Genomic DNA, 22,769 nt, shown 5'->3' with positions numbered 1-22,769 from the left:
GTCGCTTCTGACTGGAAGCCAAGTGACCCGCGTTATAATCGCCAGGCCGAGCGGATAGCGATGGGATAGATCGCCCCGAGGGCTGCGGGCTCCCGAGAATAGGCACGCAGTGCCTGCCCATCCGGCAAGGTGAGGCGCAGCGCATAGCGCTCGCCCTCATACAAAATGCTGCTCACCCGGCAGGCGATACCCTCGGCGTCTTGGAGCACGTCCTGCGGGCGGACAAGAATATCACCTGCCGGAGATATCCCCTCTTCAGCCTGCATGGCTGTTTTCAGCATCTCCCAATCCAGCGCCCGCGGCGCAGCCTCCGGGAGCTTGAGCGAGACAATGGCGCCCTGCCCCACCAGCGATCCGACGAGCCGTCCTTCCGGTCGTGCGTAAAGCTCCGCCGGAGGCGCCATCTGCAACAGCCTGCCTTCCGACATCACTGCAACATCTGTCGCAAGCGCCATGGCTTCGGCCTGATCATGCGTCACATAAACCATCGTCGCGCCGGAGGTAGCGTGAAACTCGCGAAATGTCTCTTCCATCTCCTGGCGCAGATGCCGGTCGAGATTGGCAAGCGGCTCGTCCAGAAGCACGACGTCGGGTTCGGTCACAAGGCAGCGCGCAAGCGCGACGCGCTGACGCTGCCCGCCCGAAAGCTCCGATGGGCGACGCTCGGCGTAAGCGTCGAGCCGCACGGTTGCCAGCGCGTCCATCACCTTGCGGCGATAGCGCTCGCCTGTAATGCCGCGCACCTTCAGCGGATAGCCGGTATTTTCCGCCACCGTCATATGCGGCCATAATGCGTAGGACTGGAAGACCATCGCCATGTTGCGCCGCTCCGGCGGCACCATGCTGCCAGCATCCGCCAGCACCCGCTCGCCGAGAAGGATCGCCCCGTCGCTCGGCTGTTCGAAGCCTGCGATCATCCGCAGCACCGTCGTCTTGCCGCAGCCGGAAGGACCAAGCAGCGCCAGAAAGCCGCCTTCGCGGATCGTCATCGACACATCATCGACCGCAGGCTTGCCACCACCAAAGCTTTTCGACAGGCGGTTGAGGATCAGTTTCGCCAAGGCACAACTCCCTTCGGCAGCTTGCGGCCGAGCAGTTCAAGCAGCAGCATCAGCACGATCACCATCGCCACCACCAGCACCGAGAGCGCCGAGGCGAGATCGAAACTGCCGCTGTCATCGAGATTATAAATCACCACGCCGAGGGTCTGCGTGCCCGCAGACCAGAGCAGCGCGGAGACGGTCAATTCATTGCAGGCAATCAGAAAGACCAGAATGACGGAGGCGCCCGCAGCGGGGCCGACGAGCGGCAGGATGATATCCTTCATCCGTCTCCAGAAACCGGCCCCCGAAAGCCTTGCCGCCTCTTCCAGCACCGGATCGAACTGGGTGAAGGCACTGACCATCGGCTTGAGGCTCACGGCGAAGAAGGAGGAGAAATAGGCCAGCAGAATGATCCACAGCGTGCCGTAAAGCGTGATGCCGACAAGCGGGATCGGGGCCGCGAACAGCAACACATAGGACACGGAAATGACCACGCCCGGCAGCGCATAGGGAATATCCACCAACGCTGACAGCAGGAACATGAACCGGCTTTTGCCACGCACAAGGAAATAGGCCGTCAGCACAGTCACCAGCAGGAGACACAAGGAGGTGACTGTCGCCAGAAAAAGCGAATTGATGAAGGCCGTGCGGGTCACGGCCTGCCGAAACAGGATTTCCTCATACGCATGGATCGTCGCCGTGTTCAGCGTCAGCGGCACACCGTAGGCCGGAGCAAGTGAGCTTGCGACGAGCGCCGTCAAAGGCGCGACGAGAATGATGAGGATGGAGAGCCACAGAAGGGCCTCGACGATCAGACGCCATGTCCCAAGCTGGAAGGTGGCCGCCTTGCCGGAAAGCCCGATGATGCGATAATCGCGCCCCTTCATAGCCCGTTCCTGGATTGCGAGGCCGAGAACCGAGATGATCGCGATCATGCCGGACAGCATGGCGATATCGCCAAAGGTGCTGCTACCGAAACTGGAGAAGCGGCTGTAGATCAGCGTCGGCAGGGTGAAGATCGACGCGGGTATGCCGAGAATGGCCGATATGCCGAAGTTGCCGACACCGGAGACAAAGGCAATCGCGGCACCGGCAATCAGCCCCGGCATGGAGAGCGGCAGGATGATATCCTTGAGCACCCGCCAGGAGGAAGCACCCGAGAGCTTCGCCGCCTCGATCCCGTCCTGCGGCAGCGCCAGCAATCCGGACCGCAGCGAGAGATAGACGAGCGGCGCGTGCTGGACGCCAAGCAGCAGCGAAATGCCGAAGATCGAATAGAGCGGCTGGACAGAGCCGAGCGGCGGCGCCAGACCGATTGCCTTCAACAGCGTGCTGGAAGGCCCGGTCATCCCGATCCAGGAGAGCGCCGTCACCTGCGGCGGGATCATCATCGGCAGCATGAAGAGGAAGCTCAGCAGAGACTTGCCGCGGATATTGCAAAGCGTCAGCGCCAGCGCAAAACCGCCGCCAATCGCGAGCGAGATCAGCATGCCAAAGAATGAGGTGGAGAGCGTGTTGACCACGGCCTGCCACAAAGCCGGATCGCTCAGCAACGGCCACATGTCACCCTTGAGTGACGAGATGATGCCGGTATAGGCCAGTCGCCCCAGCGGCAATGCGCTGAGCATAAAGACGACCGTGACGACAAAAGGAAACAGCCAGCGTGGCTGGCTGCTTACATGAGTTGAAGAGGCTGGCATAAAGAAGGATCAGCCCTTGGAGCCGCCGAAGATATCGGAAAAGGTCTTGAGGTCCTTTTCGGAATTCTTCAGCGCTTCTGCCGGGTTCAGCGGCAGCACCTTGATCTGGTCGCGGGCGGGGAAGCCAGCCGGCAGAGCGACATCGTTGCGCGCAGGAATATAGCCCAGCTTGACGAAGCCTTCCTGTCCCTTGGTGGAAAGCACATAGTCAACGAACTTCTTGGCCGCATCCGCATGCTTGGTGTGGGCAAGGATGCCAACCGGCTCGGTCACGGCAGACACACCTTCGCTCGGGAAGACGAACTCGATCGGCGCGCCCTTGGCCTTTTCACGGATCGGCATGTAATCGACAACGACGCCATAAGCCTTCTCGCCAGACGCGACGGATTTCAGAACCGCGCCGTTGCCACCAGCAGCAATCGCGCCATTGTCCTTCAGCGCCTTGTAGTAATCCCAGCCAAGGCCCGGAACGGCGGCAAGCGTCTGCGCATGGATCAGGGCCGCACCGGAGGTGAGCGGGCTCGGCATGGTCACGAGGCCCTTGGCTTCCGGCTTCTCAAGGTCTTTCCAGCTCGTCGGCTTCATCGCGGCTTGCGTGTTATACATGATGCCGGTGGTGATGAGCTTGGTGGAGTAATAATAGCCGTCCGCATCGAACAGCGTGGCGTCATAATGGGCCGCTTCCGGCGACTTGTAGGCCATCAGCTGTCCGGCCTGCTTCATGCGTTCCAGCGTCACGGTATCGGCGATCAACAGAACGTCGGCAACCGGATTGCCCGCCTCGATCTCGGCCATCAGCTTCGCCATGATCTTCGGCGTTCCGTCGCGCACCCACTCGACATCGATACCGGGATTGGCGGCCTTGAAGCCATCGACGGTCGCTTGGGCATCCTCATTTGGCTGGCTGGTGTAGAGCACCAGATCGGCAGCATTTGCGCTGCCCATGAGAAGACCGAGCGACACGATGGCAGTGAAGGCTGAAAGAAGCGTTTTCATGAGTGCGGTCCCTGTTTGAAGCTGGGACCGCTAAAACACACCTGCATAACATGTATGTGACAGACAGGATTTGACTGTCACATTCGGGGTTAAAGCGTAACCTTTCCTTCGATCAAAGTCGTCACCTGCCCGCCGACCCAGATGTCGTCGCCGATCTTGTCGACGCTGACGCGCCCTGCCCGACCAAGAGCAGTCCCTTGGCTGGCGACATAGCGATCAGGCGCCACACCAGCGCCGATCAGCCACTGCGCAAGGCCAGCATTGAGGCTACCGGTCACCGGATCTTCGCCACCTTCAAAGAAGGCTCGCACTTCGAAGTCCGCATCGATCCCGTCCTCCGCTTTGCAGCGCGCGACGACACCGACTTTGAAGCCACCGATTGCAGAGAAATTCGGCTTGATGGCAAGAACATCGGCGCGGCTCTTTAGAAGCAGCGACACCCAACCCGGACCATTATCCGTCCAGCTTGCATCCAGGATCACCTCAGGCGTGAGCCCCAGTGCCGCTGCGACCTGCGAAATAGATGTTGGATCGACCGCGCCGAACTTTCGCAACGGCGGAGCCGCAAAAGCTAGCCTTTCGCCGGTGATCCTAATCTTGATCAGACCTGCCTCGCATTGCTGCACGATCTCGTCTTTGCCGGTCTGCCCGGAATGCGAACGATAGACATGGCAGGTGCCGAGTGTGGGATGACCGGCAAAGGGCAACTCGCCCACCGGCGTAAAAATCCGCACGCGGTAGTCCGCACCCTCAACCGTCGGCTTCATCAGGAAGGTCGTCTCGCTGAGATTGGTCCAGTTGGCAAATGCAGCCATCTCCTCGTCCGACCAGCCGTCGGCATCGCAGACCACAGCAAGCGGATTGCCCTTCAGGGGTTTGGCGGAAAAGACATCGACTTGATGGAAGGGGTAGGTTCTGGCCATGGCGCATATCCTTCAAATGGAAAGCGGACGTGTTGCATGATGCGTGGCACCAGCGCAAAGATCCTTAAGATGATGGAGCGAAGGCTCGCTTCGAATGCTGGCCGCTCTTAAAGTCGGCCAGCATCAGTCTGTCATCGTGAGAAGGGACAGCGCCCTTCCCTGACCTCACACGATCGGCATCGTCGCTCTGGTCGTGGTCTCGGCATTGGCGATCAGGCGGCCGAGGCGCTTGATCCCCTCGTCGATCATCTGCTCGTTGGCGCAGGAGAAGCTGATGCGCAGCGTGTTGCTGCCCGAACCATCGGCAAAGAAGGCCTTACCTGGAACGAAGGCCACGCGCTCGCTGGAGAGCGATTGCGCCAGAAGCTCCGCACCGTCGAGACCTTCCGGCAGCGTCACCCAGACGAACATGCCGCCTTCCGGCTTCGTCCAGCGTGCCGTCTTCGGCATGTATTTGTCGAGCGCGGTCAGCATGGCATCGCGACGTGCGCTATAGGCAGCCTTGATCTTGGCGACCTGACCGTCGAAACCGCGGGATGCGACATGCTCGATCGCCATCTGGTTGATGGTGGAGGAATGCAGGTCGGCAGCCTGCTTCATCAGAACCAGCTTGCGGATGACAGGCATCGCAGCAACGACGAAGCCGACGCGAAGGCCCGGCGCCAGCGTCTTGGAGAAGCTGCCGGAATAGATGGTACGGGTTTTTTCGATGCCGCCATTGCGCTCGATGTCCAGCGCCATGATCGGTGTAACAGGCTGACCGTCGAAACGCAGGTTCTGATAGGCCCCATCTTCGATGACCGCGATATCGAGCTCATCGGCGAGTTCCAGCAGTTTCTTGCGACCTGCCAGATCGACTGTCTCACCCGTCGGGTTGGAGAAATCGGCAGAAAGATAGGCGAACTTGACCGAACCACCCGCCTTGGTCGCGTTGTCGCGATAGGTCTCAGGCGTGCGATTGCCGCCCGGGTTCAGCTGGTCGTAGTTCGGCTCATAGGCGTTGAAGGCAGACAGCGCGCCGAGATAGGTCGGCCATGTGACCAGTGCCGTATCGTTCGGCGACAGGAACAGCTTGCCGAGATAATCCAGCGCCTGCTGCGAACCGGACGTAATGAAGACGTTATCGACCGAGCATTCGATGCCGATCTTCGCCATGTCCTTGACGATCCATTCGCGCAGCGGCTTGTAGCCTTCGCTCACCGAATACTGCAGCGCTGAATTGACCTGGGGGCCGGAGAAGATGTCCGCATAGGCTTCCTTGAATTCCGCATCGGGAAACAGTGCCGGATCGGGAATACCGCCCGCAAAGGAAATGATGTCCGGTTGGTCCAGAAGCTTGAGAAGTTCCCGGATTTCGGACGCTTTCATCCGCGACGAGCGGGTGGCGAAGATTTGTTCCCAATCGAGCATGGGTCTGTTTCCTCATATTTCGTTTTATGACGCAAACATGTACAAAAACATCGATAGGTCAGCAATACTGACTTATCAGTTTTCGGTACGGTTTTTCGAGATTTTTTGCGTCCTCTCCCAAGTTGCGGACTTCCCATACAATCTCTTCGACGACTTCACAATCTGCTCGGCAATGGATTGACGGGCGGCAAATTTAAGGATGGATTGCGCCCCGATTGATTTGCTGTCCGGAGGAGACGAAATGCTCAAGAATATCCACCCTGCGCTGAACGCCGATGTACTGCACGCGCTGCGCGCCATGGGCCACGCCGACACGCTCGTCGTGACCGACACCAACTTCCCATCCGACAGCATTGCCCAGCACACCGCCGTCGGCCAAGTGCTGCGTATGGAAAACCTAACCTCCGCCCAGGCGATCAAGGCGATCCTCTCGGTCTTCCCGCTCGACACACCGCTGCAGCCCTCTGTCGGCCGCATGGAAGTCATGGGCGCACCGGATCAAATCGAGCCGGTTCAGCGCGAAGTCCAGGCTGAGATCGACGCTGCCGAAGGCAAGTCGGCACCGATGTACGGCATTGAGCGCTTTGCGTTCTACGAAAAGGCCAAGGACGCTTATTGCGTCATCACCACGGGTGAGCTCCGCTTCTACGGCTGCTTCATTCTGACCAAGGGCGTTATCTATCCCGCGGCGTGATTTGACCGCGAACGCAGCGTGAACTGAGAATTCCGGCTTAGCGAACCGTTAGGCCTGGGGCAGTTCTCGCTCAATCAGATCACCGTTCTCGAGTTGCGCGATGGACTCGCGCAGTCTTTTTCTATTGGCTTCACTGGACAACAGGTGGGATGTTTCATCCAGATTGACGCCAACGGGCGTCCCCCCTTCCAGCTTTCGCGTGCTATCCTGATCAGGCACAGAGGATGATGCGTCGTGTTCATGCATGATATCGCCCTTCCCAATTCCCGCACATGGAACCAGCTTTCTTTGATATCAGCAAGAAAAAGGGCGCGGAAGTTTCCCTCCGCGCCCTCGCATTTTCCGTGTGCTTGGCCTGACAGCGCAGGCTCCAAACCGTCTTAGTTGACAGCCTTGTCGACCAGCTTGTTCTTGCCGATCCAGGGCATCATGCCGCGCAGCTTCGCGCCGACTTCTTCGATCTGGTGAACGTCGTTCATGCGACGGATACCCTTGAAGCGGGCAGCACCCGAACGGTATTCCTGCATCCAGTCAGAGGTGAACTTGCCGGTCTGGATGTCGTGCAGAACGCGCTTCATTTCAGCCTTGGTTTCGGCAGTGATGATGCGCGGACCGGTGACGTATTCGCCCCACTCGGCCGTGTTGGAGATCGAGTAGTTCATGTTGGCGATACCGCCTTCATAGATCAGGTCGACGATCAGCTTCACTTCGTGCAGGCACTCGAAATAGGCCATTTCAGGCGCGTAGCCACCTTCGACCAGCGTTTCGAAACCGGCGCGGATCAGCTCGACGAGACCGCCGCACAGAACGACCTGTTCGCCGAAGAGGTCGGTTTCACACTCTTCCTTGAAGTTGGTTTCGATGATGCCGGAGCGACCGCCGCCAACGCCACAGGCGTAGGAGAGTGCAACTTCAAGAGCGTTGCCGGACGCGTTCTGGTGAACGGCCACGAGGCAAGGAACGCCGCCGCCCTTCTGGTATTCGCCGCGAACCGTATGGCCTGGGCCCTTCGGTGCGATCATGACGACGTCGACCGAAGCCTTCGGCTCGATGAGGCCGAAGTGAACGTTGAGGCCGTGGGCAAAAGCAATCGCAGCGCCATCGCGGATGTTGCCGGCAATTTCAGCCTTGTAGATGTCGGCCTGGAGTTCGTCAGGCGTTGCCATCATCAACAGGTCGGCCCACTTGGCAGCTTCGGCAACGGTCATGACCTTGAAGCCGTCGGCTTCTGCCTTCTTGATGGTCGGCGAACCGGCCTTCAGAGCAATAACGACGTTGTTGGAGCCGCTGTCCTTCAGGTTCAGCGCATGCGCGCGGCCCTGCGAACCGTAACCGACGATGGCGACATTCTTCGCCTTGATGAGATTGAGATCGGCATCACGATCGTAATAAACGCGCATTTCTTGGTCCTTCCCTATTCAAAACCAGATGATTGAACCGGAACTCAGGCGGTTTTGCCGCCCTTTTCCGAATGTACCTTTTCCGTCCCGTAAAGCGTCAGGAAGGCGGCAACCGCCTTCCTCGCCCGGGCAGAAAAATCCTTGGTCTGCGCCTCACCGAGCAGCATGCGCACATGCAGATCGGAAACGATCAGGCCGTAAAAACTGCGATAGGCATCTTCCAGATCGTCAAAGCGCAGGTAGCCGCAACGGCGACCGGCTTCGATCAAACCACGGGCACGCTTGTCGATCTGACGGCGACCACGTTCCAGCAGAAGATTGCCGAGCTTCGAGCCATCGCGGCTCGCTTGCCCGATGGCCAGACGGTTGAGCGCCAGCGACACGTCGCCAGCCAGAACGTCGAGCAGATCATGGGCAAAGACTTCGAGGTGATCGACAAGCTGCGGCGCGGTGACGCGATCGCCAGCCTTTTCAAAGGTGCGAACCTTGCTCTGCTGGAAGCTGATCATGGCTGCCAAAAGACCGTCGCGGTCGCCAAACCACTTGTAGAGGCTTTCCTTGGAGCAATTGGCAGCGCGTGCCAGACCGGACGTCGTCAGCGCTTTTTCTCCACCCTCGACCAGAAGACGCAATGCCTGCTCCAGAACGGCGTTCTGTCGCGGCGAAAATTCCTGCGCTGTGATCGGATCGGTCCCCACCTTGTCCACTCCACTCTCAATTATGTACCGTACGGTACGGTTCGAGCGACATTTAAGCGGAGCGCTTCTCAGGGTCAAGAGGATTTTTGAACCCATGGTGCGAATTGACGCGCCGCAATATAAGGTCCGCTGAAATCTATAGATGGAACAAAGTGTTACGCAGTGGTGTCGAACGTCACGCGCGCCTGCTTCACCGCATCATGATGATCGAGCGCCCAATTGATGACCTGCGACAAAGGCAGATAGAGAGATCGTCCCAGCGGTGTCATGCTATATTCCACGCTGGGCGGCTTGGTCGGAAACACCTCGCGGTGAATATAGCCATCACGTTGCAGATCACGTAGCGTCTGGGTCAGCATACGTTGTGAGATATCGGGCACCATGCGCCGCAATTCACCGAAGCGATAGGGGCGCTCGGCGAGCGCCTGCAACAGCAGCGTCGACCATTTACCGCCGATATGATTGAGCAGATCGCGCACGGGGCAATTGTCGAAATCGAGATTGGCGAAATCTGGGAGAGGCGCTGAGACCTGCGCGGAAGCACTCGCTGCTGTCGGCTTCAACCGTGAAACTGTCGCGCCCATGGCGGTGGTTCCCTTCTGGTAACTTAGGGCGTCAGAAATGCCTTCTTTACAGCAACGGGTCAATTCTTATTTTAGAGCTACTCTCTTTTTGAGACCAACAAAGGACAGACATTATGAGCAAGATTCTCGTGACCGGCGCCTCTGGTCATCTCGGCCAGTCTATCATCCGTCATCTGCTGGAAACCTATGAGGTTCCAGCGGCCAGCATCGTTGCCGCCAGCCGCGATACGAGCAAGCTCGCCGGTCTCGCCGCAAAGGGTGTGGAGACACGCGCTGCCGATTTCGACGATGCATCCTCGCTTGAGAAGGCATTCCAGGGGATCGACACGCTACTCATCATTTCCACCGACGCTCTTGCCGTTCCAGGCCAGCGCCTGAAGCAGCACAAGGCAGCCGTTGCCGCCGCGATCAAGGCCGGCGTCAAGCATCTTGCCTACACGTCGATGCCGAACCCGGACAAATCGCTCGTCACCTTTGCCCCTGACCATCTGGGAACGGAAGAGGCCGTCAAGGCAAGCGGTCTGCCCTACACGATCATCCGAAACGCCTGGTATCTCGACAATTACCTTCACGGCATGCCGCATAATCTGGCAGGTGGTCAGTGGTTCACGGCGTCGGGCAACGGCAAGGTCTCCAACATCTCGCGGGACGACTGCGCCCGCGCAGCCGCAGCCGCCCTCGCCAAGAGCAAGGCGGAAAACAAGACCTACACGCTGACGGGACCGGAACTGCTCAATGCAGACCAGATTGCCGCCCTCGTCTCCGAGGCAACCGGCAAGCCGCTCACAGCGGTCAAGGTCTCACCCGAAGACCTTCAGAAGGGCATCGAAGGTGCTGGCCTTCCCGGTTTTGTCGCTGCAATGCTGGCCTCGGCGGATGCCAATATCGCAGCCGGCAATTTCGAAATCCTGACCAATGACTACGAAACGCTGACGGGCAAGAAGCCGCAGACCTCCGCGGAGTTCTTCAAGGCCCACAAAGCCGCTCTGATCGGCTAACCCTTTTAGCCACTCATACTCCGGCGCAGAGCCGGGGTATGGGAAGCCGGGTCACTCTGCAGCAGTGCTCATGCTCTCACGCGACGCTTCCACATCGCGCGCTGGCGACAGTCCATAGACGCGGGCATATTCCCGGCTGAACTGCGATGGGCTCTGGTAACCCACCCGGTGACTGGCGGTGCCCGCGTCTAGCCGTTCCAACAGCATCAGTCGGCGCGCCTCGTGGAGACGCAACTGCTTCTGATACTGCACCGGCGTCATCGCCGTCACCGCCTTGAAATGCTGGTGGAAGGAAGAGACGCTCATGCCGACCCGTTCTGCCACATCCTCGATACGGATCGGGCGGGCGTAGTTCTCACGAAGCCATGCGATTGCACGGGCAATCCGGTTGCCATGGCTGTCTGCCGCCAGAATGCTCATCAACTGTCCACCTGCAGGACCTGTCAGAATGCGGTAGAGAATCTCCTGCTCGATCAAAGGCGCCATGGCAGGAATATCGGCTGGACGATCGAGCAAGCGCAAAAGCCGCGTCGTCGCATCCAGAAGCTCGGGCGTTGCGGCATTCACCACGATGCCACGCTGGCGGAGAACGGCCGTTGGCGGGCGGGCGATCTGCGCCCGGCTCATCACGTCGAGAAGCTTCTCACTGTTGATCGCAATCGAAATGCAAAAATGCGGCACCTCGTGGCTTGCCTCCACCACACGCCACGCCACCGGCAGATCGAAGGAGGTCAGCAGGTAATCCCCTGCCCCGTAATTGATGGTGTCGGTGCCGAGTTGTAGGCTCTTGGCGCCCTGAATGACCATGGCGAAACAGGGATGATAGCTGCCGTGGCAAGGCGCACTCGGGCTTGAGCGTTTGCTGAGCCGCAAGGCATCGATGTCGGTCGTCACTTCCCCCTCGGCCTTGGAATAGCGGGCAACAATCGAGACGATTTCCTGATAAGGGCTGAAAGGCAGCGTCATGGGCGAAAACCTTGGGGCAAACGGCAATTCCGTTGAGACATATCTAAAATGCCTTCCCCTCTTCGCAAAGAGGGCGCACCGCAAATTTGTAGAATTATGCAAGAAGCTCGGAGGATCGCTCTAACGCTCTTTCGTGTTCCGGGCGCATGATCGACCATCCCATTTCCCAGTTGAAAGGAACTTCAGATGGCCACTGCAAGAGGTTATGCTGCAACAGACGCATCCAAGCCGCTTACGCCGTTCACCTTCGAACGCCGCGAGCCGAACGAGGACGATGTCGTCATCGACATCAAATATGCAGGCATCTGCCATTCGGACATCCATACCGTTCGCAACGAATGGAAGAATGCGGTGTATCCGATCGTCCCCGGTCACGAGATTGCTGGTGTCGTGACGGCCGTCGGCTCCAAGGTCACCCGCTTCAAGGTTGGCGATCACGTCGGTGTCGGCTGCTTCGTCGATAGCTGCGTTGGCTGCGCAAGCCGTGACGTCGACAACGAGCAATACATGCCGGGCCTCGTCCAGACCTACAACTCGGTCGAGCGTGATGGCAAGACGGCGACCCAGGGCGGTTACTCCGACCACATCGTCGTCAAGGAAGGCTACGTCCTGTCCATCCCGGGCAACCTGCCGCTCGACGCGTCTGCCCCACTGCTGTGCGCCGGTATCACACTTTATTCGCCCCTCAAGCACTGGAATGCCGGTCCCGGCAAGAAGGTCGCCATCGTCGGCATGGGCGGTCTTGGCCACATGGGCGTGAAGATCGGTGCTGCCATGGGCGCGGATGTCACCGTGCTATCTCAGTCGCTTTCCAAGAAGGAAGACGGCATGAAGCTCGGTGCAAAGGATTACTACGCGACAAGCGATGCCTCGACCTTCGAGAAGCTCGCCGGCACCTTCGATCTCATCATCTGCACCGTATCGGCAGAAATCGACTGGAACGCCTATCTCGGCCTGCTCAAGGTCAATGGCTCCATGGTGGTAGTCGGGGCGCCCGAAAACGCGATTCCCGTCCATGCCTTCTCACTGATCCCAGGCCGCAAGAGCCTGTCCGGCTCGATGATCGGTTCGATCAAGGAAACCCAGGAAATGCTGGATTTCTGCGGTGAACACAACATCGTCTCCGAGATCGAGAAGATCGACATCAAGGACGTCAACGAAGCCTATGAGCGCGTGCTGAAGAGCGATGTGCGCTACCGCTTCGTCATCGACATGGCGACGCTCGACGCCTGATCCAAGCGTCACAGCACGTAGACAAATCCGAGGCGGGACCTGATCAGGACCCGCCTCTTTTCGTTAGAGAGCCTTTCCCACAGGCTGCGCCTCATCCTTCAGCGTGTCACGCTGGGTAATCAAACGCGCACTGTGCTGGCCGCTGAGGTAGATCCACAGCCAACTCCAGGCGACGGCAAGCCTCGAGCGTGTGCCGATGAGGAAGTAGATATGGGCAAGGCCCCATATCCACCAGGCGATGACGCCCTTCAGCTTGATTTTGCCGAAATCGATGACCGCAGCTCGCTTGCCGATCGTGGCAAGGTTCCCCTTATGCACATATTTGAACGGCGCGGGCTCCGCCTTCCCCGTCAGTCGCGCCTTGATGACCTTGGCGACATGGTCTCCCTGTTGCTTGGCCGCAGGCGCGATGCCAGGCACCGTCTTGCCGTCTGCCTGCTGAACGGATGCCGTATCGCCGATGACGAAGATGTTCGGGTCCTCTGGAATGTGGAGATGAGGACCAACCTCGGTGCGCCCGGCGCGGTCCGCCTTGACACCGAGCCATTGCGCAGCCGGAGAGGCCTGTACGCCAGCACCCCAGATGATGGTCCGTGCGGGAATGAAATGATCGCCGACCTTGACGCCCTCTTCGGTGCAATCCGAGACGGGCGTTCCGAGCATCACTTCGACGCCGAGTTTGTCCAGCGCGCGTTTGCTGTACTCCGATAGCTCCTCGGTGAAAGCAGGCAGCACGCGCTTGCCCGCCTCGACGAGGATGATGCGCGTCTTGCGCGTATCGATATTGCGAAACTCCGGCGGCAGAACCTTCTTGGCAAGATCGGCGATCATGCCCGCCATTTCGACGCCAGTGGGACCCGCGCCGATGACGACGAAGGTGAGATAGGCCTGCTTGACCTCCTCCGTCTTCTCCAACTCGGCGCGCTCGAAGGCAAGAAGCAACCGCCTGCGGATGGTCGTCGCATCCTCCAAGGTCTTCAGACCAGGGGCATGTTTTTCCCAGGCGTCATTGCCGAAATAGGCGTGGCGCGCACCGGTCGCGAGCACCAGCGTATCGAAGGAGACCGTCTCACCATGGGTCAGATGAACGGTGCGATTGGTCCGATCAACGCCCGATACCTCGGCAAGCATGGTCGAGACTTCCGGCCTGTCGCGAAACAGGTGGCGGATGGGCCAGGCGATCTCCGATGTCGAGAGTGCCGTCGTTGCGACCTGATAAAGAAGCGGCTGAAAAAGATGGTGGTTGCGGCGATCGATCAGGGTGATCCGTGTCGGCACACCCTTCAGACCATGGACAGTTTGTAGACCGCCGAAGCCTCCCCCAACGACGACGACATGATGTTCCTGCATAAGACTTGCCCTCATTACAATCAGAAAATCAAACCGCGCAGGTTGTACGCGGTTTCATTGTAGGGGCAAAAATTGACGTGAGTTATGAAATAGCCTGACCGCAGGCCCGGCAAAAACGCCGAACCGTTTCGGCCATGCCGTATTCGAGAGCATCCGCCGTCAGGCCGTGGCCGATCGATGCCTCAGCGAGATGAGGAATGCGCTTCACCAGCGCCGGAAGATTGTCCACGGTAAGATCGTGTCCGGCATTGACGTCAAGTCCGAATTCCTTCGCAAAATCAGCCGTCTGTCCGAGTTTTTCAATCCAACGTTCAGCCGCTTCCGGGTCATCGTAGCAGCCGCCATAGGGACCGGTGTAAAGCTCGATCCGCGCAGCGCCCGTGGCTGCTGCCATTTCCATCACGGAACGGTCGGCATCGCCATCGGCGAAGAGGGAAACCCGCATGCCGCCTGCTTTAAGACGAGAGGTGACATGCTTGAGAAAATCACCATGCTTGCGAAAATCCCAACCATGATCGGAGGTCGCCTGCGATGGGTCGTCCGGTACCAGCGTCACCTGCTCCGGCTCATTTTCTTCGCAGAGCAGAAGGAAATCCTCGGTGGGATAGCCTTCCATGTTGAACTCGGCTTGCGGAAACTCGTCATCGATCAACGCCCGAAGCAGCGGCAGGTCCAGAAAGCGGATGTGGCGCTGGTCCGGTCGTGGATGAACCGTCAGTCCGCTAGCCCCCGCCTGCAGCGCGATACGTCCGAATGACGCCACATCCGGCCAGGGCAAGTCGCGCCGGTTACGCAGCATGGCAATCGCGTTCAAATTGACAGACAGTTTGGTCGGCATTTCATTCCCCGGCGTTCATGGTGAAGGGCGCTGCATGACGACCCCGATCGGACGTCATCTCTCCCCTTATCGCATCATTTTGCAAGCCACCAAAAAAAATCGAAATTTTCGTGGAACCATCTTCGCGCGCGCGCATTTTCGCCCCTAAGGATCGGGGACCGACATGACGCAATCATTTTCATTAGAAGACTCTCATATCGATTTGAGTTTAGACGCCGCTTTCGCTACTGATATGGGCGCAGCCGCCATGCCGGAGCTGGATGTCCGGGATATGACCATGCCGGGCCAGGATGGCCGCGATACGGTCGTTCTCACCACCGGGTCATGGAGCAGAAAATCCATGAAGAAGGTAACCGAGACAACCGCAGCGCCGGGATCCAAAATCTCAAAGGGCTTTCTACCGGACGTCAAGGTCCCATCGTCCCTCCCACCCGAGCCCGTCGTCATCGCAGACATGGCAAATCTGTTCGGGGTCACGCACAGAACTCTGCATTTTTATGAAGAGAAGAAAATCCTCTCCTCCCGCCGCATGGGGCTGATGCGCATCTATTCGCACCAGGACGTTCGCCGCATGGCCGTCATCAACCTGCTGCGCGATATCGGCGTGGCAGTTGCGGTCATTCAGGAGATTATGGGCAGGCTTGATCATGCACCCTCCCAGGAAGCAGCAGACGACATTTTCCAGACTGCGCTTGAAACCCGCAAGCGCGAATTGACGCTGGAGATTTCCACCGTTCATCGCCAGATCGACCAGATCAGCAACCTGATGGACGTGTCCGACGAGACCTATCCCGAGCCTGTCTACGACACGGTTTCCAATCTGACGGAGCAGGAAAAGTACTGCCTCGAATTGATGGCGGAAGGCTATTCATCGACACGCCTCAGCCGCACCCTCGGCATGTCGGCAGATGAGCTGAGCGGGCTGGAAGAAGGCCTTCTTGGAAAGTTCGGCGTCAACAACCGCTTTCAGGTGGTCGCAAAAGCGCTGACAATGGGCATCATCGAGCACTGAAACGCACTGATAAGCCCAACAAAACCTACCGGACGATGGTCAGTGTCTCCGCCGCGCGGGTCACCGCGGTGTAAAGCCAGCGTTCGCGCGTGTCGCGAAACGCGTAGCTCTCATCGAAGAGCACGACATTGTTCCACTGCGAACCCTGCGCCTTGTGCACCGTCAGCGCATAGCCGTAGTCGAACTCGTCATAGCGCTTGCGCGTCGACCACGGAATTTCCGTATCCGTCTCCTCGAAGGCCGCTTTAAGCAATTTGATCTTCGCCGCACCGCGATCCATATCGTCGTCTTCCGGCCTGATCATCAGATTGATGCCCGGCTTGACCGTCTCCCGAGACGAACTCATCACCTGCCAGAGAGACCCATTGAGCAGACCCTTGGCCGGGTCGTTGCGCAGGCATACCAACTTGTCGCCGGATTGCGGGTATTCCGCCGAAAAGCCCTTCAACTCGCGAAGCCGCTGATTGTACCGCTTGCGCGTCCGGTTCGTTCCGACCAGAACCTGATCCGCGTCCAGCACCAAAGACTGGGTGACCTCAGACTTGGAAATCACCTGGGCAGTGCCGTAGTCGCCACGCATGATCTCGCGTCCCTCTCGCACATCCATGGCAAGCTGGATAATCGGGTTGTCCTTCGCCTGACGATGGATTTCCGACAGCAGATAATCCGGCTCCTGCTCGGTGAAGTAACCACCGCCTGAAACCGGCGGCAACTGCCCGGGATCGCCCAGCACCAAAACGGGCGTGCCGAAGCTCATCAGGTCCTTGCCGAGTTGCTCATCCACCATCGAGCATTCATCGATGATGATGAGCGCGGCCTTGGCAAGCGGGCTTTGGCGATTGATGGTGAACATCGGCGCAATCGATGTCTTGCCGGTTTCCTCGTCTTCGACGGCTTCCTCGCCACGCGGCCGGTAAATAAGCGAGTGGATGGTGCGGGCATTGGAAGCGCCACGCGAACGCAGAACCTGTGCGGCCTTGCCGGTGAAGGCGGCAAACAGTACCTCGCCATCGACATGCTCGGCAAAGTGCTTGGCGAGCGTGGTCTTGCCCGTGCCGGCATAGCCGAAGAGACGGAATACCGGCGAACGGCCTTCCTTCAACCAGCGCGAAACAGCCTTGAGGGCTTCATCCTGTTGCGGAGAAAATTGCATCCATCCTCTTCGCAGGATTCGAGCCGCAAGCGCAACAGAAAAAGAACGAAAGAAGAATGTTCCGCCCGGAAGGGCCGGGAAGACGCAACTGGCGGAGGCAGGCAATGGCATCCCACGTCACATTTGATTAGATAGATGCATGAAGATATTGATTCTTGGTGCAAGCGGCTTCATCGGCTCGGACATTCTTCGCAGGTTGCACAATGACGGCCATGTCGTCACCGGTCTGGCGCGCAACACCATCACGGCCCGCCGGAAATTCCCTCTCGCCAACTGGATCGATGGTGATCTTGCGCGGATGAAGGATGCCGACAGTTGGACAGAACTGGTGGCGGACCATGAGGTCATCGTCAATTGCGCAGGTGCACTTCAAGATGGTCTGGCAGACAATCTCTCCGCCACGCAGCTGGACGCGATGCTGGCGCTCTATGAAGCCTGCATTCTGGCACGCGGCAGGCTCATCGTTCAAATTTCGGCGCAAACCTCCGGTACCGCTGCAAACCTGCCGTTCCTGGCGACCAAACGCGGCGCCGACGAAGCCCTTGCTGCGAGTGGTTTGCCACACGTCATCTTCCGCCCAGCCCTCGTCATCGGTCGCAACGCCCATGGCGGCACGGCACTCATTCGGGCACTCGCCGGTCTTCCCCGCGTCGTTCCTCTCGCGCATGCGGAGAGCCCCGTTCGCGTGGTCTCGGTCAACGATGTCGCCTCGGCGGTATCGCGCGCCGTCAGTGGCCATATCGCGCCGGGAAGCGACCTGCACCTGGCAGCCGATGAGACTGTGACGCTGAAAGACCTCGTCGCGCTCCATCGCCAGTGGCTCGGCCTCCCACCTGCTAGGTTTCTCTCCCTCTCACCCGCCATTGCCAAGCCTGTCAGCGTGTTGGCGGATATTGCAGGCTATCTCGGCTGGCGCTCGCCGCTTCGATCCACGGCCATGGCGGTGATGTCGGAAGGCGTGTCGACCCAGGCGCAGACAAACACGCTCTCGGTCGCAACGGCCGCCGAGACGCTGGCCCGCCATCCATCCGCCGTGCAGGACCTCTGGTTCGCTCGCCTCTATCTGCTGAAACCGATCGTCATTCTCTGCCTGTCGCTCTTCTGGCTGCTGTCCGGCCTCGTTCCGCTGGCAAATCTCGAGGGTGCTGCAAGCCACTTCCAAACCTTTCTGCCACCCTCTGCGGCCACCGCCCTCACACTTGCAACCTGTGTACTCGACATCGGCCTCGGCCTTGCCGTCCTGATCAAGCGCTTTTCCAGAAGAGCCATGCAAGGAATGCTGGTGGTGACCGCACTCTATCTTCTTGGTGCAGCGGTCTTTGAGCCGTCGCTCTGGCTCGATCCGCTCGGGCCACTTATGAAGGTGCTGCCATCGATCGTTCTCACTCTGGCGGCGCTGGCGACGCTGGAAGAACGGTAGGCGCATGACGCTGGAAGACATGCTCCGCCTCGCTCATGTCATCGGCGCCACGGTGCTGCTCGGAACCGGGGCGGGCATCGCCTTCTTCATGGTCATGGCGCGTCGGAGCGAGAACCCGACTCTGATTGCCCATGTTGCAGAAACGGTGGTGATTGCCGATACGATCTTCACGGCAACAGCTGCCATCCTTCAACCGATCACCGGCTATCTTCTGGCACGCCTGATAGGCTGGCCGCTGACGCAGGGGTGGATCTGGCTCTCGCTCCTACTCTACGTCTTCGTCGGCCTCTTCTGGCTTCCGGTTGTCTGGATTCAGATCAGGCTGCGCGATATTGCCAGGGCCTCGGCAGATGCCGGTTCGGCTCTTCCGCCTCAATGGTTCAAACTGTACCGAATCTGGTTTGCCTGCGGCTTCCCGGCCTTCTTCGCTGTCATCGCGATCGTTTGGCTGATGCTGACGAAGCCCGATCTTCCTTTCGGAATTGGATGAAGCGAGAGGCTTAGCCGGCCCTTGAGCTTCACTTCAACATCGGCCAGAGGCTGAGCACCAACAGCACCGCCATGGTGATGTTGAACCATTTCAACCGCGCCGGAACGGAGAGCCATTCGCGCAGCACAGAGCCGAACCCCGCCCATGTCGAAACGCTCGGAAGGTTCACAGCCGCAAAGGCAAGACCGACAAGCAGGACCGTCAGCATATACTGGCTCTCATCCGTGTAGGTCGCCATTGCGGCGACGGCCATCACCCACGCTTTCGGGTTGACCCACTGAAACGCAGCCGCACCGAAAAATGTCATGGGCCTGGCACCGACCTTTCCGTCACCCAGGCTGCGAGACGTTCCAATCTTCCAAGCAATCCAGACGAGATAGGCGCCGCCGGCAAATTTCAAAGCGGTGTAGAGCACCGGGATCGAGTGCAGCAGCGCGCCTAGTCCAAGCCCCACGCCGATCAGCAACGACAGGAAACCCACGCCAATACCAAGCATGTGCGGAATAGTCCGGCGAAAGCCGAAATTCACACCGGACGCAAACAGCATCATATTGTTCGGCCCTGGCGTGATCGATGTGGTGAATGCAAATACCAGAAGCGCGATGAAAGTCTCGATCGTCATGAATATCCCCTTGAAGCGTCATCCTATTCACCAGCCAGGGGGAAAACCAGTAATCGGCACGAATGGCATGTCGCACAAGTTTTGATGGATCGAGAGAGATCGCTTCTGGTTTATTATCTGAGAAACATAGGAGGAGGCCTTCATGTATGACGATATCCCAACGCTGACCTTACCCTCGGGGAGAGACATTCCCGCTCTCGGCATCGGCACCTGGAACATGGGCGAGAGCCACGCCGAAGAGGCCCAGGAGGTGGCAAGCATCCGCAAAGCAGTCGAGCTCGGCATGATGGTTGTCGATACGGCGGAAATGTATGCCGACGGGCGATCGGAAGAGATCGTTGGGAAGGCAATTGCGGATCTGCGCGATGAGGTATTCCTCGTCAGCAAAGTCTATCCCTTCAACGCCAATGCGACGGGAACGATCGAAGCCTGCGAACGCAGCCTGAAGCGTCTCGGTGTCGATCACCTGGATCTCTACCTTCTCCACTGGCGTGGCTCCCACCCACTGGAGGAAACGGTCGCGGCATTTGAAAAGCTCAAGCAGTCGGGGAAGATCAGGGACTGGGGCGTGTCGAATTTCGATACGGACGACATGGAGGAATTGTTCGAGGTTGAGAACGGTCGCAACTGCGCGGTCAACCAAGTCCTTTACAACCTGTCCAGGCGTGGCGTGGAATATGACCTCCTGCCCTGGTGCCAGGAGAAGAGCCTGCCACTCATGGCCTATTCCCCCATCGAACAGGGCCGCATTCTCAACAATCAGGAGCTGATCCGCATCGCGAAGGCCTACCAGGCGACACCGGCTCAGGTGGCACTCGCCTTCCTTCTGGAACGTGACGGCGTGCTTGCCATCCCCAAAAGCGCCAAGCCGGAACGCGTCGAAGAAAATCGCGGCGCGACCGATCTCGATATCAGCGATGAGGACTGGGCATCGCTCGATGCTGCTTTTCCGCCGCCGACAAGAAAGACGTCGCTAGCGATGTTGTGATTCCATTTCATCGGCTTAACGCCGTTTTCGGATTCAGTTTCTGAGGCTCGCAGCATAGAGACGAAACAAAAAAGCCGGGTGTTCTTGACGCCCGGCTTCATCATTTGAACCTGTCTTTTGGGTGTTCTCAGAACTCTTCCCAGTCCTGCTTGACGGCTGCATTGCCGTTGAAGGCGGTTGCAAGCTTGCGACCAAGCGCGCGGGCGGGGGACGCTGCCGGACGTTCGGCAGGTGTTGCGGCTCGGATCGGCGCTTCGAAGGTGGCAGACAGCTTGAACTGACCGAGAAGCTGGTTCAGCGAAGAGGCTTCGCGGGCGAGACCATGGCTGGCTGCCGTCGTCTCTTCCACCATCGCCGCATTCTTCTGCGTGTCCTGGTCCATCTGGTTCACAGCCGTGTTGATCTGCTGCAGACCGGAGGACTGCTCCTGTGCCGCTTCCACGATCGCCATGACGTGGCGGTTGATCTCCTGCACTTCAGCCACGATGGTTTCCAGCGCACGGCCGGTCTCGCCAACAAGCTCAACGCCTTCCTGAACCTGAGTGTTGGAGGTGGAGATCAGACCCTTGATGTCCTTGGCGGCACTGGCAGAACGCTGTGCCAGTTCACGCACTTCCTGGGCAACGACAGCAAAGCCCTTGCCCGCTTCACCGGCACGGGCAGCTTCGACACCGGCATTCAGCGCCAGAAGGTTGGTCTGGAAGGCGATCTCATCGATGACGCTGATGATGTTGGAAATCTCACCCGACGACTTTTCGATCCGCTCCATGGCAACGACAGCCTTGCGAACGACCTCACCCGATTGTTCGGCACCGGTGCGGGCCTTGGCAACCAGATGACCGGCTTCCTGGGCACGACGGGTGGAGTCCTTCACCGTGGTGGTGATTTCTTCCAGCGCCGCTGCGGTTTCTTCGACCGATGCCGCCTGCTGTTCGGTGCGCTTGGCAAGATCGTCTGCCGCGGCACGGATTTCGTTTGCCCCGGCATCGATGCCACGGGCATTCTCGGCCACGCGGGTCAGAGCGGATTGAAGCTTCTCGGCAGAAGCGTTGAAGTTCTCGCGAACCGTATCGAGATGGGCAACGAAAGGCTGGCTGATACGGTAAGAGACATCGCCATCCGACAGGCGTGACAACCCGTTGGCGAGATTTTCGACGGCAAACTGCGTGTCTGCGGCTTCCCTGGCCTTCTGCTCGTCGCGGGCAATGCGCTCTTTCTCCGACAGGCTGCGATTGGCATCTGCTTCCTGTTCCAGACGGATGCGCTCAAGTGCATTCTCGCGGAAGACGGCAACGGCTTGCGCCATCTGACCAACCTCGTCCTTGCGGTTGACACCGTCGATCTCTTCGCGCGTCTCACCACCGGCGAGAGAGACCATGCGTGTGGAAAGCCGAGCGATCGGGCCGGTAATTCCGCGGGACGATACCAGCAATGAGATGGCTACAGCGGATGAGAACAGCAACCCGAGCGTAATAAGAGAGTAAAGTATGGTGGAATTGGTGAGGGCAGACAGAGTGTTAGACTGATCAACGACCTCCTTCAGAGAATTCTCATTCAACGCCCGGATATCGGCTCGCCAATCGGCAATTTGCGCGTTGACGTCAGTCAGCTTACGGCGAGCGGTCAGGAAATCGCCATTCTTCATCATCACCCAGACTTCATCAGTGGCCTTCACGATGGCGCGTGCCCGATCGGTGATGCCAGACAGGGAGGAGTTGATTTCTGGAAGAAGCTTAGGCGCTGCCTCAAGCCTGGCAAAAAGCGCACCAACGTCTTTCTTGTAATCATCCTGGATTTCGGCTGGCTTACGGCCTTGCTCCGCTTGCAATAAACCAAGCGTCGTATCGTAACCTAGGGCCACAAGAGATGTATTTGCACGAAATAGCTCAGTCGTGGCGGCGCTATTCTTTGAAATGAGGTCGGAATAGGCGGTGTCGGCATTCTTGTAGTTGATAGCAACAGCGCCCACACCACCCAGACCAACCAGGGAAACCGGGAGTATCAGGCTCAGTATCTTGGTGCGAATTTTTGCGTTGTCGAAAAACGACATTTGTCCTCGCTTAAATCAGGCTGCAGATGACAATAGCGACCGCCAACCGATACCCCTCCGAGGCCACGGATCATTGCTTTGTCTATCATGATGAAACGCACCGTCATGGCGCGAAGAACGGCCGCTACTATGCGAAAGAACAAATGTATAAAAGTTTAATCGACCCGCGTTGCGCCAAAAATTTCAAAAAAAACCGTTATG

Annotated in this window: 22 protein-coding genes; 7 read left to right on the top strand and 15 right to left on the bottom strand. The window is 58.8% G+C overall.

Annotated features, from left to right (window positions below; translation table 11 throughout):
- Positions 1-32 precede the first annotated feature (32 nt).
- The 5 genes from ACTJK5_RS03800 to ACTJK5_RS03780 form a co-directional block, all read right to left on the bottom strand.
- Positions 33-1,061, bottom strand: coding sequence for an ABC transporter ATP-binding protein (locus ACTJK5_RS03800; RefSeq protein WP_440611879.1), 1,029 nt, complete (start codon positions 1,059-1,061; stop codon positions 33-35).
- Positions 1,049-2,743, bottom strand: a complete 1,695-nt coding sequence (locus ACTJK5_RS03795) for an ABC transporter permease (protein WP_440611878.1) — start codon at positions 2,741-2,743, stop codon at positions 1,049-1,051. The genes ACTJK5_RS03800 and ACTJK5_RS03795 overlap by 13 nt, the downstream gene beginning before the upstream one ends.
- Before the next feature lie 9 nt (positions 2,744-2,752).
- Positions 2,753-3,739, bottom strand: coding sequence for an ABC transporter substrate-binding protein (locus tag ACTJK5_RS03790; protein WP_111846993.1), 987 nt, complete (start codon positions 3,737-3,739; stop codon positions 2,753-2,755).
- Positions 3,740-3,828: 89 nt separating this feature from the next.
- Complete coding sequence (locus ACTJK5_RS03785; protein ID WP_440611877.1) at positions 3,829-4,662, bottom strand: PhzF family phenazine biosynthesis protein; 834 nt, start codon at positions 4,660-4,662, stop codon at positions 3,829-3,831.
- Between the two features lie 165 nt (positions 4,663-4,827).
- A complete protein-coding gene (locus ACTJK5_RS03780; protein WP_062440695.1) occupies positions 4,828-6,072 on the bottom strand; it encodes an aminotransferase-like domain-containing protein in 1,245 nt (414 codons plus the stop codon).
- Between the two features lie 241 nt (positions 6,073-6,313).
- Here ACTJK5_RS03780 and ACTJK5_RS03775 point away from each other — a divergent pair, with 241 nt between their 5' ends.
- Positions 6,314-6,766 (top strand): RbsD/FucU family protein, encoded by a 453-nt coding sequence (locus ACTJK5_RS03775; RefSeq protein WP_062440687.1) that lies wholly within the window; start codon positions 6,314-6,316, stop codon positions 6,764-6,766.
- A gap of 48 nt (positions 6,767-6,814) precedes the next feature.
- Here ACTJK5_RS03775 and ACTJK5_RS03770 read toward each other — a convergent pair whose 3' ends face one another.
- From ACTJK5_RS03770 to ACTJK5_RS03755, 4 genes are all read right to left on the bottom strand, one after another.
- Entirely contained in the window at positions 6,815-7,012 is a 198-nt protein-coding gene (locus tag ACTJK5_RS03770; RefSeq protein WP_440611876.1) for a hypothetical protein, read from the bottom strand.
- Positions 7,013-7,146: 134 nt separating this feature from the next.
- Complete coding sequence (ilvC, locus tag ACTJK5_RS03765) at positions 7,147-8,166, bottom strand: ketol-acid reductoisomerase (protein ID WP_062440673.1); 1,020 nt, start codon at positions 8,164-8,166, stop codon at positions 7,147-7,149.
- A gap of 44 nt (positions 8,167-8,210) precedes the next feature.
- On the bottom strand, positions 8,211-8,864 hold the full coding sequence (locus ACTJK5_RS03760) for a TetR/AcrR family transcriptional regulator (protein WP_062441132.1): 654 nt from the start codon (positions 8,862-8,864) through the stop codon (positions 8,211-8,213).
- A gap of 155 nt (positions 8,865-9,019) precedes the next feature.
- Positions 9,020-9,448 (bottom strand): winged helix-turn-helix transcriptional regulator, encoded by a 429-nt coding sequence (locus tag ACTJK5_RS03755; RefSeq protein WP_313059074.1) that lies wholly within the window; start codon positions 9,446-9,448, stop codon positions 9,020-9,022.
- 110 nt (positions 9,449-9,558) lie between these two features.
- Here ACTJK5_RS03755 and ACTJK5_RS03750 point away from each other — a divergent pair, with 110 nt between their 5' ends.
- Positions 9,559-10,446, top strand: coding sequence for an SDR family oxidoreductase (locus tag ACTJK5_RS03750; RefSeq protein ID WP_440612557.1), 888 nt, complete (start codon positions 9,559-9,561; stop codon positions 10,444-10,446).
- A gap of 51 nt (positions 10,447-10,497) precedes the next feature.
- Here the strand turns inward: ACTJK5_RS03750 and ACTJK5_RS03745 are convergent, their stop codons facing one another.
- Positions 10,498-11,412, bottom strand: coding sequence for an AraC family transcriptional regulator N-terminal domain-containing protein (locus tag ACTJK5_RS03745; RefSeq protein ID WP_440611875.1), 915 nt, complete (start codon positions 11,410-11,412; stop codon positions 10,498-10,500).
- A gap of 186 nt (positions 11,413-11,598) precedes the next feature.
- On the opposite strand from ACTJK5_RS03745, the gene ACTJK5_RS03740 reads away from it, so the two are divergent.
- A complete protein-coding gene (locus tag ACTJK5_RS03740; RefSeq protein WP_113177617.1) occupies positions 11,599-12,645 on the top strand; it encodes an NAD(P)-dependent alcohol dehydrogenase in 1,047 nt (348 codons plus the stop codon).
- A gap of 63 nt (positions 12,646-12,708) precedes the next feature.
- Here the strand turns inward: ACTJK5_RS03740 and ACTJK5_RS03735 are convergent, their stop codons facing one another.
- Positions 12,709-13,995 (bottom strand): NAD(P)/FAD-dependent oxidoreductase, encoded by a 1,287-nt coding sequence (locus ACTJK5_RS03735; RefSeq protein WP_440611874.1) that lies wholly within the window; start codon positions 13,993-13,995, stop codon positions 12,709-12,711.
- An 82-nt stretch (positions 13,996-14,077) separates the two neighbouring features.
- Positions 14,078-14,833, bottom strand: a complete 756-nt coding sequence (locus tag ACTJK5_RS03730) for a pyridoxine 5'-phosphate synthase (protein WP_440611873.1) — start codon at positions 14,831-14,833, stop codon at positions 14,078-14,080.
- Positions 14,834-15,035: 202 nt separating this feature from the next.
- Between ACTJK5_RS03730 and ACTJK5_RS03725 the strand changes: the two genes are divergently transcribed.
- Positions 15,036-15,845 (top strand): MerR family transcriptional regulator, encoded by an 810-nt coding sequence (locus ACTJK5_RS03725; protein WP_440611872.1) that lies wholly within the window; start codon positions 15,036-15,038, stop codon positions 15,843-15,845.
- Positions 15,846-15,870: 25 nt separating this feature from the next.
- Here ACTJK5_RS03725 and ACTJK5_RS03720 read toward each other — a convergent pair whose 3' ends face one another.
- Entirely contained in the window at positions 15,871-16,998 is a 1,128-nt protein-coding gene (locus tag ACTJK5_RS03720) for an ATP-dependent DNA helicase (RefSeq protein ID WP_062426576.1), read from the bottom strand.
- 139 nt (positions 16,999-17,137) lie between these two features.
- Between ACTJK5_RS03720 and ACTJK5_RS03715 the strand changes: the two genes are divergently transcribed.
- Both ACTJK5_RS03715 and ACTJK5_RS03710 read left to right on the top strand, forming a co-directional pair.
- A complete protein-coding gene (locus ACTJK5_RS03715) occupies positions 17,138-18,418 on the top strand; it encodes an SDR family oxidoreductase (RefSeq protein WP_440611871.1) in 1,281 nt (426 codons plus the stop codon).
- Between the two features lie 4 nt (positions 18,419-18,422).
- Positions 18,423-18,908 carry a DUF2269 family protein gene (locus ACTJK5_RS03710; protein WP_440611870.1) on the top strand — a complete coding sequence of 162 codons (486 nt, stop codon included), beginning with the start codon at positions 18,423-18,425 and terminating at the stop codon, positions 18,906-18,908.
- A 28-nt stretch (positions 18,909-18,936) separates the two neighbouring features.
- Here the strand turns inward: ACTJK5_RS03710 and ACTJK5_RS03705 are convergent, their stop codons facing one another.
- Complete coding sequence (locus ACTJK5_RS03705) at positions 18,937-19,530, bottom strand: LysE family translocator (protein WP_062598552.1); 594 nt, start codon at positions 19,528-19,530, stop codon at positions 18,937-18,939.
- Between the two features lie 142 nt (positions 19,531-19,672).
- Between ACTJK5_RS03705 and ACTJK5_RS03700 the strand changes: the two genes are divergently transcribed.
- Positions 19,673-20,518 (top strand): aldo/keto reductase, encoded by an 846-nt coding sequence (locus ACTJK5_RS03700; protein ID WP_440611869.1) that lies wholly within the window; start codon positions 19,673-19,675, stop codon positions 20,516-20,518.
- A gap of 127 nt (positions 20,519-20,645) precedes the next feature.
- On the opposite strand, the gene ACTJK5_RS03695 is transcribed toward ACTJK5_RS03700, so the two are convergent.
- The gene (locus tag ACTJK5_RS03695) at positions 20,646-22,568 is read right to left on the bottom strand and encodes a methyl-accepting chemotaxis protein (protein WP_440611868.1); all 1,923 of its coding nucleotides are present in this window, start codon (positions 22,566-22,568) and stop codon (positions 20,646-20,648) included.
- Between the last annotated feature and the right edge of the window lie 201 nt (positions 22,569-22,769).

The sequence above is a fragment of the Agrobacterium sp. 22094 genome (genome assembly GCF_052046015.1).
GTDB classification, from domain to species: Bacteria; Pseudomonadota; Alphaproteobacteria; order Rhizobiales; family Rhizobiaceae; genus Agrobacterium; species Agrobacterium cavarae.
The sequence above is the reverse complement of the archived record's forward strand: the minus strand, read 5'-3'. Positions and strand labels throughout refer to the sequence as shown.

What these genes read in the sequence shown, in the direction of transcription:
- ACTJK5_RS03795 (WP_440611878.1), bottom strand. Translation starts at nt 2,743, where the DNA reads ATGCCAGCCTCTTCAACTCATGTAAGCAGCCAGCCACGCTGGCTGTTT.
- ACTJK5_RS03790 (WP_111846993.1), bottom strand. Translation starts at nt 3,739, where the DNA reads ATGAAAACGCTTCTTTCAGCCTTCACTGCCATCGTGTCGCTCGGTCTT.
- ACTJK5_RS03785 (WP_440611877.1), bottom strand. Translation starts at nt 4,662, where the DNA reads ATGGCCAGAACCTACCCCTTCCATCAAGTCGATGTCTTTTCCGCCAAA.
- ACTJK5_RS03780 (WP_062440695.1), bottom strand. Translation starts at nt 6,072, where the DNA reads ATGCTCGATTGGGAACAAATCTTCGCCACCCGCTCGTCGCGGATGAAA.
- ACTJK5_RS03775 (WP_062440687.1), top strand. Translation starts at nt 6,314, where the DNA reads ATGCTCAAGAATATCCACCCTGCGCTGAACGCCGATGTACTGCACGCG.
- ACTJK5_RS03770 (WP_440611876.1), bottom strand. Translation starts at nt 7,012, where the DNA reads ATGCATGAACACGACGCATCATCCTCTGTGCCTGATCAGGATAGCACG.
- ilvC (WP_062440673.1), bottom strand. Translation starts at nt 8,166, where the DNA reads ATGCGCGTTTATTACGATCGTGATGCCGATCTCAATCTCATCAAGGCG.
- ACTJK5_RS03755 (WP_313059074.1), bottom strand. Translation starts at nt 9,448, where the DNA reads ATGGGCGCGACAGTTTCACGGTTGAAGCCGACAGCAGCGAGTGCTTCC.
- ACTJK5_RS03745 (WP_440611875.1), bottom strand. Translation starts at nt 11,412, where the DNA reads ATGACGCTGCCTTTCAGCCCTTATCAGGAAATCGTCTCGATTGTTGCC.
- ACTJK5_RS03740 (WP_113177617.1), top strand. Translation starts at nt 11,599, where the DNA reads ATGGCCACTGCAAGAGGTTATGCTGCAACAGACGCATCCAAGCCGCTT.
- ACTJK5_RS03735 (WP_440611874.1), bottom strand. Translation starts at nt 13,995, where the DNA reads ATGCAGGAACATCATGTCGTCGTCGTTGGGGGAGGCTTCGGCGGTCTA.
- ACTJK5_RS03730 (WP_440611873.1), bottom strand. Translation starts at nt 14,833, where the DNA reads ATGCCGACCAAACTGTCTGTCAATTTGAACGCGATTGCCATGCTGCGT.
- ACTJK5_RS03720 (WP_062426576.1), bottom strand. Translation starts at nt 16,998, where the DNA reads ATGCAATTTTCTCCGCAACAGGATGAAGCCCTCAAGGCTGTTTCGCGC.
- ACTJK5_RS03715 (WP_440611871.1), top strand. Translation starts at nt 17,138, where the DNA reads ATGAAGATATTGATTCTTGGTGCAAGCGGCTTCATCGGCTCGGACATT.
- ACTJK5_RS03710 (WP_440611870.1), top strand. Translation starts at nt 18,423, where the DNA reads ATGACGCTGGAAGACATGCTCCGCCTCGCTCATGTCATCGGCGCCACG.
- ACTJK5_RS03705 (WP_062598552.1), bottom strand. Translation starts at nt 19,530, where the DNA reads ATGACGATCGAGACTTTCATCGCGCTTCTGGTATTTGCATTCACCACA.
- ACTJK5_RS03700 (WP_440611869.1), top strand. Translation starts at nt 19,673, where the DNA reads ATGTATGACGATATCCCAACGCTGACCTTACCCTCGGGGAGAGACATT.
- ACTJK5_RS03695 (WP_440611868.1), bottom strand. Translation starts at nt 22,568, where the DNA reads ATGTCGTTTTTCGACAACGCAAAAATTCGCACCAAGATACTGAGCCTG.